The sequence below is a fragment of the Nissabacter sp. SGAir0207 genome, from assembly GCF_005491205.1.
Classification (GTDB): Bacteria; Pseudomonadota; Gammaproteobacteria; order Enterobacterales; family Enterobacteriaceae; genus Chimaeribacter.
Window position 1 is genome coordinate 38,531 of the sequence record NZ_CP028040.1, and the last position, 14,369, is coordinate 52,899.

Annotated in this window: 9 protein-coding genes and 3 pseudogenes; 5 read left to right on the forward strand and 7 right to left on the reverse strand. The window is 54.7% G+C overall.

The features are described 5' to 3' along the window. Positions 1-296: 296 nt before the first annotated feature. The gene (gene hutC / locus C1N62_RS22325; protein ID WP_137765934.1) at positions 297-1,052 is read left to right on the forward strand and encodes a histidine utilization repressor; all 756 of its coding nucleotides are present in this window, start codon (positions 297-299) and stop codon (positions 1,050-1,052) included. Here hutC and C1N62_RS23675 read toward each other — a convergent pair. Both C1N62_RS23675 and C1N62_RS22340 read right to left on the reverse strand, forming a co-directional pair. Beyond that, positions 1,043-1,587: pseudogene (locus C1N62_RS23675) on the reverse strand (HutD family protein). The gene hutC and the pseudogene C1N62_RS23675 sit on opposite strands and share 10 nt — an antisense overlap. After that, a pseudogene (locus C1N62_RS22340) lies at positions 1,584-2,940 on the reverse strand (formimidoylglutamate deiminase). The pseudogenes C1N62_RS23675 and C1N62_RS22340 overlap by 4 nt, the downstream one beginning before the upstream one ends. Positions 2,941-3,013: 73 nt before the next feature. Here C1N62_RS22340 and hutI point away from each other — a divergent pair. After that, positions 3,014-4,242: pseudogene (hutI, locus tag C1N62_RS22345) on the forward strand (imidazolonepropionase). Beyond that, complete coding sequence (gene hutG, locus C1N62_RS22350) at positions 4,239-5,018, forward strand: N-formylglutamate deformylase (protein WP_137765937.1); 780 nt, start codon at positions 4,239-4,241, stop codon at positions 5,016-5,018. Before hutI ends, hutG begins: the two are co-directional and overlap by 4 nt. A gap of 39 nt (positions 5,019-5,057) precedes the next feature. On the opposite strand, the gene C1N62_RS22355 is transcribed toward hutG, so the two are convergent. Further along, positions 5,058-6,479, reverse strand: a complete 1,422-nt coding sequence (locus tag C1N62_RS22355) for a cytosine permease (protein ID WP_137765938.1) — start codon at positions 6,477-6,479, stop codon at positions 5,058-5,060. A gap of 755 nt (positions 6,480-7,234) precedes the next feature. Here C1N62_RS22355 and C1N62_RS22360 point away from each other — a divergent pair. After that, entirely contained in the window at positions 7,235-8,119 is an 885-nt protein-coding gene (locus C1N62_RS22360; protein WP_137765939.1) for a RepB family plasmid replication initiator protein, read from the forward strand. Positions 8,120-8,944: 825 nt separating this feature from the next. On the opposite strand, the gene C1N62_RS22365 is transcribed toward C1N62_RS22360, so the two are convergent. Next, positions 8,945-9,706, reverse strand: a complete 762-nt coding sequence (locus tag C1N62_RS22365; RefSeq protein WP_137765940.1) for a RepB family plasmid replication initiator protein — start codon at positions 9,704-9,706, stop codon at positions 8,945-8,947. Positions 9,707-10,507: 801 nt separating this feature from the next. On the opposite strand from C1N62_RS22365, the gene prpF reads away from it, so the two are divergent. Continuing rightward, positions 10,508-11,671, forward strand: coding sequence for a 2-methylaconitate cis-trans isomerase PrpF (gene prpF, locus C1N62_RS22370; RefSeq protein ID WP_137765941.1), 1,164 nt, complete (start codon positions 10,508-10,510; stop codon positions 11,669-11,671). Positions 11,672-12,069: 398 nt separating this feature from the next. On the opposite strand, the gene C1N62_RS22375 is transcribed toward prpF, so the two are convergent. The 3 genes from C1N62_RS22375 to C1N62_RS22385 form a co-directional block, all read right to left on the reverse strand. Then, positions 12,070-12,303, reverse strand: a complete 234-nt coding sequence (locus C1N62_RS22375) for a plasmid partition protein ParG (protein ID WP_137765942.1) — start codon at positions 12,301-12,303, stop codon at positions 12,070-12,072. Further along, positions 12,300-12,929: a ParA family partition ATPase gene (gene parA / locus C1N62_RS22380; RefSeq protein ID WP_137765943.1), complete on the reverse strand. Its 630-nt coding sequence runs from the start codon at positions 12,927-12,929 to the stop codon at positions 12,300-12,302. The genes C1N62_RS22375 and parA overlap by 4 nt, the downstream gene beginning before the upstream one ends. Before the next feature lie 321 nt (positions 12,930-13,250). Next, entirely contained in the window at positions 13,251-14,282 is a 1,032-nt protein-coding gene (locus C1N62_RS22385) for a tyrosine-type recombinase/integrase (RefSeq protein WP_137765944.1), read from the reverse strand. Positions 14,283-14,369 lie beyond the last annotated feature (87 nt).

Here is a 14,369-nt window from a genome sequence, read left to right on the forward strand (position 1 = left end):
GGGTCGCGAGCGCCGAGAAGGTCTCAGGTTCAGGGCGCCGCACCCGCCGGGGTTCGTATGTGTATAATCTTGTATATACAACTAGCAAGCCACGTGCCAGGTAGGGTGATCCGGTGTGAGACCGGGTACGGCCAGCATGTTGGGGTGCATGGACGGGCAAAAGGAGAGCGTGGTTGCACCCTATTCAGGCATCATGATCAAGGGTAGTGCACGCGGTTGAATAGGGGTGTATATACATCTGATTTTTTAGCGGCTACACTTCATTTTTCGACTTCACTCACGTAATGGAAACCCCAATGACTGAGCAGACTGCGATTTCCCAACTCGCCGCCGCCATGGGCGAGCAGCCTGCGCCGATCTACGTCCGCGTAAAGCAGGCCATTATCAGCCAGATTAAGCAGGGCACCTGGAAGCCCAACCAGCGCATCCCCTCCGAGAGCGAGCTGGTGGCCAACCTTGGCGTCAGCCGCATGACCATCAACCGCGCGCTGCGGGAGCTGACCAAAGAGGGCTTTTTGATGCGTATGCAGGGCGTCGGCACCTTTGTGGCAGAGAGCAAGGGGTTCACCGCCATGCTGGAAGTGCACAACATCGCGGAGGAGATCCGCGCGCGCGGCCATGTGCACAGCAGCCAGATTATCCGCCTGGAGGCGGTCAAGGCTGACCCGGAACAGGCCGCCGTGCTGGGGCTGACCACCGGCCAGCAGATTTTCCACTCCCTGATTGTGCATTTCGAGAATGGGCTGGCGGTGCAGCTTGAGGATCGGCTGGTCAATCCGCAGGTCGCGCCGGACTATCTCCAGCAGGACTATGCCCAGGAGACGCCCTACACCTACCTGATGAACGTCGCGCCGCTGTCGGCGGGCGAGCACGTGGTGGAGGCGGTGATGCCGGATGCGGCGCAACGCACGTTGCTGATGATGGATGAGCGCGAGCCGTGCCTCCTGATCCGCCGCCAGACCTGGAGCGACACCACCGTGGTGACCTACGCCCGCCTGCTCTACCCCGGCACCCGCTACAAATTACTGGGCAAGTTCCGCGGTCACGGCTGACCGCACTCCACCACCGACGCAAACAGCAGGCGCGCATCCGGGGAGAGCGGCGTGACGTCGCTCTCCTCGCCGCTCCACCACATGCCCTCATCCTGCCCCAGCGTCTCGCCCGCCACACGCCACTGGCCGGCCATCACCAGACAGACACCCGCCCGGCTGCTCGCCGCTTCCGCAATCAGGGAGACCGTGGCGCGGCAGTGCCCACGGCGGGTCATCAGGTTGAAATCCAGCCCCTCGCCCCCGCCCATTTGGCAATGGGTCATCTCGTCGCCGCTAAACGCATAGGGCACCCGAGCGCCAGCCGCTGCACGCGGCCACCGTGATGCAGCGTGGCCTCCGCGCCGCGGATCAGGGTGATGATGCGGTCGATGCCGGGAAACGTCGAGAAGGCGCTGCTCTGGCGCAGGGTAGCGATGCTGGCGCGCCAGTGGAATGGCGCGCTGCCCGCCGGGAGGGAAACGATCTCCCGGGTCTGGCCGCCGCCGTTCTTCCACGGCGTCACGGGCAGGGTGGCGATGCTATAGCGCTGCCTCATGCTGCCAGCTCCCTCATCACCTGCCGGAATGCCGCGTCCGCCTGCTCCTCCAGCGGGTGCCGCCCCTCCACTACCACCGGCTGGCCCGCGACGTAGACAGCGCGGATATCCTGTTTCTCGCCAGCAAAGATCCAGCGGTTGAGCAGGTGTTCGCTCTGACACTCCCCGAGCCAGGCGTTGTCCGCCAGCAGCAGCCAGTCAGCCCGCTGGCCGGGGCGACACTGCCCGCCGCGATGCCGCACGCCTGTGCGCCGCCCGCCGCCGCCTGGGTATAGAGCACCGTGCCGACAAAGGGATTATCCGCCGTATGCAGGCGGTTGCGCCGCTGGTCTCGCAGGCGTTGGGCATACTCCAGCCAGCGCAGCTCCTCCAGCACGCTGAGCGAGACGTGGCTGTCCGACCCGATGCCCCATCGCCCCTGCTGGTGCAGGTAGGCGGTGGCGGGGAAGATGCCATCGCCCAAATTTGCCTCGGTGGTTGGGCACAGCCCGGCGACGGCCTGACTGCGCGCCAGCCGCGTGATCTCCGATTCAGAGAGGTGCGTGGCGTGGATCAGACACCAGCGCCCATCCACCGCAAAGCGATCCATCAGCCACTCCACCGGCCGCTGCCCAGACCATGCCAGACACTCCTCCACCTCCCGCTGCTGCTCGGCGATATGGAGATGCACCGGCAGGCTGGCGTCGGTGGCGGCCAGCACCTCCCGCATCTGCGGCTCACTGACGGCACGTAGCGAGTGGAAGCAGACGCCATGATTGATCAGCGGCGCGCCCCGGACGATCTGCTCCAGCCGCGCCAGCTGCCGCAAATAGCCCTCGGTATCCTGGATAAAGCGCCGTTGACCCGCGGCCGGGGCTGGCCGCCAAACCCGGCATGGGCGTAGAGCACCGGTAGCAGGGTCTGCCCGATGCCGCTTTCAGTGGCCGCTGCCAGCAGGTGATGCAGCATCTCATCTGCCGCGTAGGGCTGCCCGCCGGGGGCGTGGTGGAGGTAGTGGAACTCGGCGACCTGGGTATAGCCGCCCTTCAGCATGGTGATGTAGAGCTGCCGGGCGATGACACCCACTTGCTCCGGCGTCAGGCGCGCCACCAGCCGGTACATCTGCTCGCGCCAGGTCCAGAAGCTGTCCTGAGGATCACCCGCCATGTCAGTCAGCCCGGCCATCGCCCGCTGGAACGCGTGGGAGTGCAGGTTGGCCATCGCGGGGATAAGCGCCCCCTGCAACCGGGTGGCGTCACCCGCTGCCGCGTTGGGGGTGACAGAGACGATCATGCCCTGCGCATCAACCTCAATGCGCACCTGCTCCGCCCATCCATCTCCCAGCAACGCCCGGGAAACAAAAAAACTTAACATGGTTGATCCTTAATCAGTGTGCTTGTATATACATATACATACTTCAATCAACCCTGTAAATGGAAGAGGTGCTATGTCAGCCAAGCAGCACGCCCTACACCACTGCGACAGCCTGTGGTACGGCGCCGATCTGGTCACGATGAGAGAGGGCCAATACAGCCTGATCCACGACGGGTTTATTGCCGTGACGCAGGGCGTCATCGTCGGCGTAGGCCCGCGTGATGAGGCGGCGCACTTCTCCGCCGCCCAGGAGCATCGCTTTCACGGCGGCATCATCACACCGGGCCTGATTGACTGCCACACCCACCTGATCTACGGCGGCAATCGCAGCGAGGAGTTTGAGCAGCGGCTCAACGGCGTCAGCTATGCGGAGATTGCGGCGCAGGGCGGCGGCATTCTCTCCACCGTCCGGCATACCCGTGAGGCGAGTCTGGCGCAGCTAGTGCAGTCGGCCCAGCAGCGGCTGGCGATTATGCTGGCGGAGGGGGTCACCACGGTGGAGATCAAGTCGGGTTACGGGCTGGATAAGGCCTCAGAGATCCGCATGTTACAGGCCGCACGCCAGCTGGGTGACATGCTGCCCGTGGACGTGGTGACCACCTGTCTGGCCGCCCATGCCGTTCCGCCGGAGTATGAGGGCCGGGCAGATGCCTGGATCGCGCTGATCTGCGATGAGTTACTGCCCGAGATCCAGGCGGCGGGACTGGCGGATGCGGTGGATGCCTTCTGTGAACATCTGGCCTTCTCCCCCCAGCAAGTGGAGACCCTGTTCCGCCGCGCGCGGGCGCTTGGCCTGCCGATCAAGCTCCATGCCGAGCAGCTCTCGCCGCTCGGCGGTAGCGCACTGGCGGCACGTTATGGCGCGCTCTCGGCGGATCATCTGGAGTACGCCACCGAGCAGGATGCCAAGGCGATGGCGGAGCATGGCACGGTGGCGGTACTGCTGCCCGGCGCCTTCTATCTCTTGCGTGAGACCCAGCGCCCACCGGTTGAACATTTCCGCCGCTGGGGGTGCCGATGGCGCTGGCAAGCGATGCCAACCCCGGCACCTCGCCGGCGCTCTCCCTGCGCCTGATGCTGAACATGGGCTGTACGCTGTTTGGCATGACCCCCGAGGAGGCGCTGGCGGGGGTCACCACCCATGCCGCCAAAGCCCTCGGCCTGTTCGCCACCCACGGCACGCTGGAGGTGGGCAAGGTCGCCAATTTCGTTCACTGGGAGGTCACCCATCCCGCTGAGCTGGTCTACTGGCTGGGCGGGCAACTCCCCTGCCATGTTATCTACCAAGGAGAACCAAGATGACCCCCTATACCTTCACGCCGGGCAACCTGCCCCTGCTGGTCAGCATCCCCCATGCCGGCACCCAGCTACCGCCAGAGCTGCAAGGCACCCTCACTGCCGAGGCGGCCAGCCTGCCCGACACTGACTGGCACCTCCCCGTGCTGTATGACTTTGTGAAGGAGATGGGTGCCAGCCTGCTGGTGGGGCACTACTCGCGCTTTGCCATCGATCTCAACCGCCCGCTGGATGACCAGCCCCTCTACACCACCGCCACCACCGGGCTGTTTCCTGAGACGCTGTTTAACGGTGAGCCGGTATTCCAGCCCGGCAAGACGCCAACGGATAATCTCCGTCAGCGTTATAAGCAGGAGATATGGCAACCCTACCACCAGCAACTGGAGCTGGAGCTGGAGCGCCTGACGGCGAAATTTGGCTATGTGGTGCTGTATGACGCGCACTCCATCGCTTCAGTTATCCCACGGCTGTTTGAGGGACGCCTGCCTGACATCAACATTGGTACCCACGATGGCAAAAGCTGCGCGCCCGCTTATGCCGACGCCATCACCCAGATGTGCGCTGCCCAGGAGAAATTTACCTGGGTGGTGAATGGGCGGTTCAAGGGGGGCTATATCACGCGGCACTATGGCGATCCGGCTCGTCAGCGCCATGCCATCCAGATTGAGCTGGCGCAGGTGAACTACATGGCGGAGCAGCCGCCGTTCGACCTGGATACGCAGAAGGCCCCGGCGTTGCAGAGCCTGTTGCGCCAGTTCCTGACTGGCATCAGCGCCCGTTGATGCAGATTGGGCGCACGCGCCACCGCGTGCGCCCGGTGCTTACTCCGGGAACGCGGAGGACAGCAGAACGTGCTGGCGGCGATAGGTTCCCACCCATGCATAGAGTGCCGCTGTCACGACCCAGCCAATCAGCCATGAGATGTCATTGCCAGCAAATACCCAGGTCAATGAGCCATGAAACATCGGATTCTCGATAAATGGCAATTGCACCACCACACCTGCGGCATACACCGCGATCCCCGTCAGGTTCCATTTCCCGTAACGGCCAGCGGGATCATACAACGCCGGCACATCCATCTTCCCTTTCGATACCAGATAGAAGTCTGCCAGATTGATGGCGCTCCACGGCACAAAAAAGGCCAGCAAAAACAGCAGGAAGTGGGTGAACGCCTTGATGAAGTTTGGTTCGCTGAACAGGCCGATCACGCATGAGAGCGCAACCATCAGTACCACAAAGCCGATGCGTACACGCGGTGAGAGGGTGGCGCGGCGCTGGAAACCGGTGACGATGGTGGCGAGCGACATAAAACTGCCATAGGCATTCAGCGTGGTGAAGGTGATCTTCCCAAAGCAGATCGCGGCATAGATCACTAAGGCCATCAGTGCATTGTCACCCAGCCCGACGATGTACCCCACCTCATTGCCGGAAAACGCAGGGCCAGCCAAGGCAGCGGCAATCACACCCAAGGTCATTGATGCCTGAGTACCGAGTACCGTGCCAAAAAAGACCGCCGCAAAGGTTTTGCCTGCCGGGACATCTTTCGGCAAATAGCGTGAATAGTCTGAGACATAGGGGCAGTAGGCGATCTGCCAGGAGGAGGAGAGCGAGATGGCCAGCAGGAACATTGGCAGCGAGAAGTGCCTGTTGCCGTTGATCAAGGCGAGGTTCTCTGGCGTCAAAATGGAGACAAAGAGATAGGCAAAGGTCAGCAGGCCAATGAGCGTAGCCACCTTGCCCAGACGGTGGATCACCCGGTATCCCAATACCGCGATCACCACGATGATTGCGCTAAAGATAATCATGCCTGCCGGGTGGCTTACGCCCAGGATCTTAGCCATCGCCTGCCCGGCCAACACTGTCCCGCCTGCGGAGAAACCGACATACATGATGCACGCCAGTACCAAGGGGATCACCGCGCCATAGACGCCAAACTGTGCCCGGCTCATGATCATCTGCGGCAAGCCAAAGCGTGGCCCCTGAATGGCGTGCAGCGCCATCACTGCCGCCCCCAGGATCTGACCGATAAACAGCCCTACCAGTGACCAGAACACGTCACCACCCAGCACCACTGCCAAGGCGCCGGTAACGATGGCCGTGATCTGTAAATTACCCCCGAACCAGAGCGTAAACAGGCTGAATGGGTGCCCATGTCGCTCGCGCAGTGGGATGTAGTCGATAGAACGTGATTCAGTGATGCGTTTGGTTTTTCCCTGCTGTTCCGCTGATGTGAATGTGGACATATCTCACCCCTTCCAGAGTCACCCTTGATAAATTCCTTGCCCGAATTTACCCCGTACATGTTCTGGTGATGGCCATACCGCAATCGGCCTCAACATGATTAAACATGTATATACATAGGTGATATGGAATATCCCTTAGGGCGTCAAGATGGGGAGCCATAGCGTTTTTCTATGACAAGCTGGCTAAATTCTCATCAAAAAAGTGATGAAGTGATTCTGGATGAGGAGACGATCAAGAAAACGATCCAGCAATGCCCTGAAAACGAACGCAATGAGGCTGCCATGCGCCGATCACTGAGGTAGCCGCCCTACCCCACAGTAAAACCTAAAAATGGCTCAAAATTGCATACAGGCGCGTTGGTGCGATGGCAACTAAGTTGATGTGTTTTCGGCTGTGTTCTGTTGGATCGCGGTTGAATGCTTGGATCATCTCATTATGATCAAGGCTAGAGATATGGGCAAACGAAAGTGATCCTCTGAAGAAAATCAATCTTCACAATGACTTATCCACATATCCACTGACCAGATCAATTGTTTTAGTTCAATAAAGATCAATAAAGATCAATAAAGAATACCAGCGCTGTATCCTCATGATTCTAATAAGGAAAAAGGCACTTCGGGTTAACACTTTCATGAATAAGGTTAACACTTTCATGAAAAAGGTGTTTACTTTCATGATAAAGGTTAATACTTTCATGCATCAAAGGTTAACACTTCCATGATAGCAGGACGGATTAGGCTCAGGGTGTGGATAAATGAGAAAAACCAAAGAAAACAGCGAGATAAACAACCCTTTTGCTGTTGTGAAAAAAGATTCCGACACAGTTTATGAACTGATACCCAACAGCAATAAGACCGTCCAGCCTGTCGCCCTGCTACGTTTGAGTGTTTTCACCCCGGTAGCCCCTCAGGAGAAGGGTAAACGTGATTTTTTGATCGATGCCAGTGAGGAGCTGGGCAGCCTTGAGGTGGCCCGCCAGGAGGGGTATACCAATATCCAGATCCAGGGTGCCAAATTGAGCATGTCCACCGATTTCAAAACCTGGATCGGCATCATCTCCGCGTTCTCGGTCTATGGCTATTCCAACGCCACCATCAAGCTGCCCTTCACTGAATTCGCCAAAATGTGCGGCATCAAATCCTCGGATTTCAACCTGCGCTCCCGCAAGCGCCTGAACGAGTCTCTGTTCAACATCTCTGGCGTAACCCTCGGATTTAGCAGCAAAGATGGCAGGAAGTTCATGACCACCCACCTGGTGCAATATGCCATCCTGAACATGGATACTGACACCGTGGAGATCACTGGTGACCCCAGGCTGTGGGAGCTTTATCGCTACGACAACAAGGTGCTGCTGAGCCTTAAGGCGCTCTCTGAGCTCTCCAGGAAGGAGGCGGCGCAATCTCTGTATATCTATTTTGAGAGCATGCCGCCCGGCAAGCTTTTCATCTCCATGAAGCGGCTGCGCGAGCGTCTGGCGCTGGAGTCCCCGGTGAAAACGCAGAACTTGATCATCCGCCGCGCCCTAGCTGACCTCAACCGCATTGGCTATCTGGACTATATCGAACTGAAGAAAGGGCGCGAGATCCAGATCATCGTCAACAGCCGCTCCCCCAAGCTTCAGGGGTTGGCCTCTTATTAATTTGTTAATTTTCAAGCGTTAGAGAAAAGGTTAGTAGTTCCATGTGCCCGAATACTGGAGACATCCCTTTTGGATAAGTGCTGCCGCAAAAGGTTAGTAGTTCCATGTACTCGGATACCTTGAGATACCCCTTTTGGATAAGTGCTGTCCCAAAAGGTTAGTAGTTCCATGTGCCCGGATACCTGGAGATACCCCTTTTGGATAAGTGCTGCCTCAAAAGGTTAGTAGTTCCATGTACCGCAAGTGCGGTTACATGAAAGTGTTAACCTTTATGCTAGTATTTTGCCTGCCCTGACGAATTGATCAGCAATCTGCGGATTCTATAGCCAAAAGATCGTGCCCATCATGAAAGTGTTAACCTTTTCGATGCACTCAACATGGAAGTGTTAACCTTTTGCAGAATTTGGCAGGGGTTACTTGCGCTAATTGCCTATGCGACAACGGTATTACCCTCTGTCCCACTGTCCTATCCCCGTTCGAGGACATGGCCCAATCAGCCTGCGAAAAGGTTTCTACTTCCATGTTGGCGAAGACCAAAGGTTGTTAGTTCCATGCAAGGAGACGTTTTGAGGTGATTTAAGAAGCAAAATGCTTTGAATTGCTCATTGCGTATCCACTCCTCATGAAAGTGTTAACCTTTGAGAGGCGTCTACATGGAAGTGTTAACCTATGAGTATTGTCACGCCGTAAAATGATGCGTTAATCGTAAAAACGATTTTACGATTAATCGTTTTTACTTAAATTAATGGGATTTTTTTAGTTAAGTGCATGAACAAGATGAACATTCTCTGAGATTATGTAGTTTTTGCCCTCAGGCGAAGTGTCTTACCTCTCGTTTTGACGGTAATAAAACGCGAGGTGAGTGATTCTCCCTCCTGCCCTTTTCTCTTTGTAACTGATTGACATGTTTGTACTATTTTGGATTTCGATGATGGCTTTATGGAGAAAGCTGCGTTTAAATTCACCTATTGCCCGGTAAGATTTAGGAAGACCGTACCGCTCGATCATCCAATCCACTGCCAGCACTGCACACCCGTCACCCTCCGCATTTTTATACTGGCAGAGCGATTCGTAGAGACGTATGGCATACGGACTGGTAATGCTGGCTATGTCCTTGATTTTAAGATTGGTAAATCGACGTTCTAGAGAAGTGAAAAAAGGCATGAGATAGGGGTTCAGGTGCACCACATAGCTTCCCCGCCGAGGTGAATGGGCCTTTTTAATCATCCAAGGAAATGTTTCATATCCCTTCTCCGCAGCGTCATCCCAATCAGGTCGAAAGATGCAGACCTCCTTGATAACAAAATTGGCCAACGCGTTTCTGATGTCTTTGCTGGCTTGGGCAGAGGGCAAATTATACATAGTCGCGTACTCAGAAACCGTGAATTCACAAAGACCTACCGTTTTATCACCCTCTTTTTCAGCGCTTCTGATGCGCCCCACTACCAGGAAAAGTATCCGCTTTTGGTCACGCGTAAGGTGGTAAGCAGCCTCGGTCATCTCATTTGACTGAGCAAACGTCTGACTGACTGGCGTGATGGCTTCAATCAGGCTTAATGCCTGTTTGTTCTTGTCGAGGGTGTCCATGTGCATATCCATGTGTTTAAGGCGATTTCGTGAGGGCAATTTCTACATGAGTTGAGGGCAATTTCTACATAATCTGAGGGCAATTTCTACATAATCTGAGGGCAAAAATTACATAACCTGAGGGCAATTTCTACATACCCTGAGGGCAATTTTTACATGTCGCTCCTCTGCAGCCCTTGTCCTGCAAGGGCTGCGGGCCTCTTAAAAAGGTTTTAAAAATATATAAAAATATATAAAAATAGTAAAAATAGGCCTGTGGATAAGTTGATAACTTTTCAAATAATACAGTCTTATTATGAATTGCCTAGGCTAAATTTGTGTGGATTATGTATTTGTCTACCACACGCATTTTTAGAAGCAGGATTATAAGATAAAGATATTATTAAGTATTAATAAATTTGAATGCGACATAGTAGGGTGCATCTATTTAAAAAAATTTCATTAGTGATTATTTCTCTTATTTCATCTTGATTATTTTTTAATAAATTACTGATTTTTTGTTAGGCATTTTTATTGGGTTCATTTTCTTTCTTTAACGGATTTATAATAATTTTTTAGTGCAGAAACTAGAAAATAATTCATTTTTCTCCATTGTATGGAGTGGATTGAAATATCTTACTTAGAGTCATTTTTTTACTTATTTTGGGGTTTTTCTTAGCGTAGGAAGCATGTAGGTTAAATTTTCTTCATATGTATGAATGGTTATTCAAGCCATGTATCATGTAAAGAATAGGGTATAATGCTAACCAAAAGACTGGGCAGAATAATTAACGTTAATCAGCATGGTTAAAAGGCGGAAAAATGGCGCAGAAGAGGCTCAGAGCGGTTTATATGCGGGGTGGAACCAGTAAAGGACTCTTTTTCCTTAGGGAATGGCTTCCTGCTGATGAGGTTGAAAGGGAGACGCTGCTTTTGCGAATTATGGGCAGTCCCGACCCTTATGAAAAGCAGATTGATGGTATGGGAGGCGCCACCTCCAGTACGAGTAAAGTCGTAATAGTGTCGCCCTCTGAACGTGAAGATTCTGATGTTGATTACCTCTTTGGGCAGGTCTCCTTGGATAAGGCATCAATCGACTGGTCAGGAAACTGCGGCAATTTGACATCAGGTGTTGGGCCTTTTGCGCTAAACCAAGGGCTGCTTGATTGTCCTGAGAACGGCACCGCGACCGTCAGAATATGGCAATTAAACATCAGCGCCAGAATAATTGCCCATGTTCCCGTAAAGCATGGAGAGGTTCAGGAGGAGGGTAACTATCTCATGGATGGCGTTGCCTTTCCGGGGGCAGAGATTTTACTCGAATACCTCAGTCCCTGCGGTGAGGAGGATAGCCTGACCCCGATGTTCCCGACCGGTAACATGATGGACAATTTCGATATTCCTGGCATCGGAAAGATAGAGATGACCCTCATTAATGCCGCTAACCCTACCCTGTTTATACATGCCCATGCTCTCGGCCTGACCGGCAATGAGCTTCAAGGCGATGTCAACAGTGACAACGCTCTGCTGGAGAAGGCTGAATGTATACGCGCATTTGGTGCGGTGAAAATGGGGCTGGCTGATACACCTGAGCAAGCCACTGAAAAACGACCACACACGCCGAAACTGGCCTTTCTTGCAAAGCCCTCTGCGTATCTGTCATCCGGCGGTAAACCCATTGAGCCCGACCAGATAGACATTAACGCGAGGATATTCTCGATGGGCAAGCTGCATCACGCCATAACAGGAACCGGTGCTATAGCGCTATCGGTTGCCGCCGCCTTGCCTGGCACCCTGGCAGAACAGCTCGTAGCAGCTCACCACAATGCGTTGCTTCGCATTGGCCATCCTTCAGGGCGGGTCGAAGTCGGTGCAGTGGTGGAGCGCAGAGAGCAAAATTGGTTTGTATCAAAGGCGATCATGAGCCGTTCTTCCAGAAGGCTTATGGAGGGATTTGTCTTTATCCCTAGCGAACGTGAACTATAAACAGACGTCAAGGTAGTCTGTTTCTTACACCCTCTTTGTGAACAAAAGCCGCTCAACGCGGTTTTTGTCCCTCCTACGGCGGCATCGACCACACATTCACAGAATTCAGTTTTATCGTAATCACGATTTTACGACGAAGTGTAATCACGCTTTTCCGTGCTTCTTTAAAAGTAATTTTCTACTTTTGCTGATGCTGAGCCATCGCCCTGACAGCATTCCACCTGCCCACTGTCTGTCTGAGACTAGCTATAAACACGCTTTGCCGTTTAATCGTAATTACGATTTTGCAGAATTAAGTTAAGTTACAAAAGTAAAAAAGCCCGCAGGGCGCGGGCATGGTTGCCGTTGGCATAGGGTCAACCGGCATGGGATAGCCTTACAGAAACGTATAAGCGGAATTACGACTTTCCGTATTTCTGTAAAAGCAGCTCTCGTAATTCATCCGCAATTTTGGTGCCACGCATGGCGCACTCGGCTTTGATGAGACGATGCAGGCTCTCCGGCACGTCAATGGTCAGGCGCTTCATTTTCTCTTTTTCTGGCGCTTCACGTGTCTCTACCCAGTCGTCAGCTTTCTCTGGCAGGGTGTTAGTTGTGGGCCTTTTGCCAAAGGCGATTTTCTTAGCTGTCATTTTGCGAACTCCTTAATCTCATCCACCAGCGCGTTAATCTCCTGTGTGGAGCGCCCGGCCGGATCCACTTCAAACACACCTTTGCCCTGTGCAGCGGCCTCGGCAAAGATCACGCGCTGGGAGATGGTGTTACCCAGCACTGGCACGTTATAGCCGGAGAGAGCCTCGCCCACATCCCGCCCAATAGCAGTATTAACGATTTTACGATTAACCACAAAAGCACATTTCAACTTTTCTTTATAGATTTGTGCCTCACCAATCAGGTTCACCACCTCTTCAGCCGCCCACACATCGTAAGGGCTAGGCTGCACCGGAATCAGCACCAGATCCGCGGCCATAATGGCCGAACGTGCCAGGTCAGTGACGCGCGGCGGGCCATCAATGATGACGTGATCAAAACCCTTGCCCACTTCAGCCACTTCTTTATGAATCGTTTTGCGCGGCAGGCCGACGACCGTAAACAGTGGGTCGCCATCACGGGCGGCGGCCCAGTCGAGCGCGCTCCCTTGGGGGTCAGCGTCAATCAGCAGCACCCGCTGCCCAGCCTGTGCCAGGCTTGCCGCAATGTTCACGCTGAGGGTGGTTTTGCCAACGCCGCCTTTTTGGTTAAGTACAGAAATAATCATGGAAAGTGCCTTATATCTGGTCAGGGTTATGACCTCTAGGATATACGGAATTGCGATGATGTTGAAATGTAATTACACGATAATTTTCAATTGTGTTTTTACGATTTTACGATTTTGTGTTTTTGAGGTGAGTTTGACGCAACCAGATTTAGGCCTATCTTAGGTTGTTATATTTAGTACCAACATACTTATCTTGTTATACATTAGTCACCGCTATATGTCATTGCAGAGATAAGGCACATAGCGGCTACTACTATTAGGGATACTTTTGATGAACTGCGGCGGCTGAGGGGCTCAGCGCGTCGATGATATGTTCACCGCTTAGGAGGAGGTTTTCTCCATCAAATCAATCATCGCGCCCTTGTGCGCATCGACGTTGCGGATGTAACGCATCAGGGTTTCTGGCTTTTTCCAAGTACCCTCCTGCATGATCTGCGCCACGCTGTACCCCTGCTGTGCCATGTCCTGCGCCGCGCCAACGCGGGCGCTGTGGCCACTCCAGCCCAAGTAACGATCTTTGTTCGCTTTCACCTGTTTGCCCTGCCCGGCCACCTGCCACGCCTGCGCGAAGATCGCTTCCAGCGCTGGCGTGCTGAGCGGGCCACGGGTGGTGATAGTCGCTTTGTTGGTGCGGTGCACCCGGCAGAACAGGTAGGCGTCTGGCTCATAAGCCAGCCCGGCCAGCTCAATCCACTCAGTCAGGCGCTGGGAGGAGAGCGTGCTAAGCGCCTTCACTAGCCCACCAGTCTGCACGATGGTTTTGGTGTAGCCAACATCCAAAATGATGCGGCCATCCTCCGCGCGCGTCACATCGCCCATCCGCAGGCGCGCCAGTTCACTGACCCGCAACAGGGTGCTGTAGGCCACATGCAGAAATGCCAGATTGCGCCGATCCTGCAAGCGATCTGATTCTGACCAGATTTTGTCCAGCGCCATCAAATCCGCCAGCCGGAACGGCACGGCCTGCCCGGTGCGCTCGCCAGTGACGACCGCCACGCGATTGATCTTCTTCATCGCCCGCGACACGGCTGGCGAGCTATTTGGCGGCAGCAAACCGGCGTGACGGTGTAACATTGAGATAAGAGATGCATGGGTGGAAATGGTCGACGAGGCGCGGCCAGCCTGTTGCAGATGGGTCAGGTAGTCCCGCAGGTCGCCCGGCATCATGGGCAAAAAGCTGCGCTGGTGCTCTTGCGCCCAGCGATAGCAGCTGCGCATCACGCTGAGCAGCTGCCGCCAGGTATTGGGCGAGAAGGCATCTTTATCCTGCACAAACTCCCGCAGCCGCGCCGCAATGTCCTCATCTACCGACAACGCCGGCAAGGTCTCTTGGGTCTGTATCATCTCTGGCATAGCACGCCTTTGTTCTCATGAGTTCAGCAGGTGACGCTACATAAAATCTGAGCAACTCATAAGGGAAAACCCTTGCAGATTTCGCGT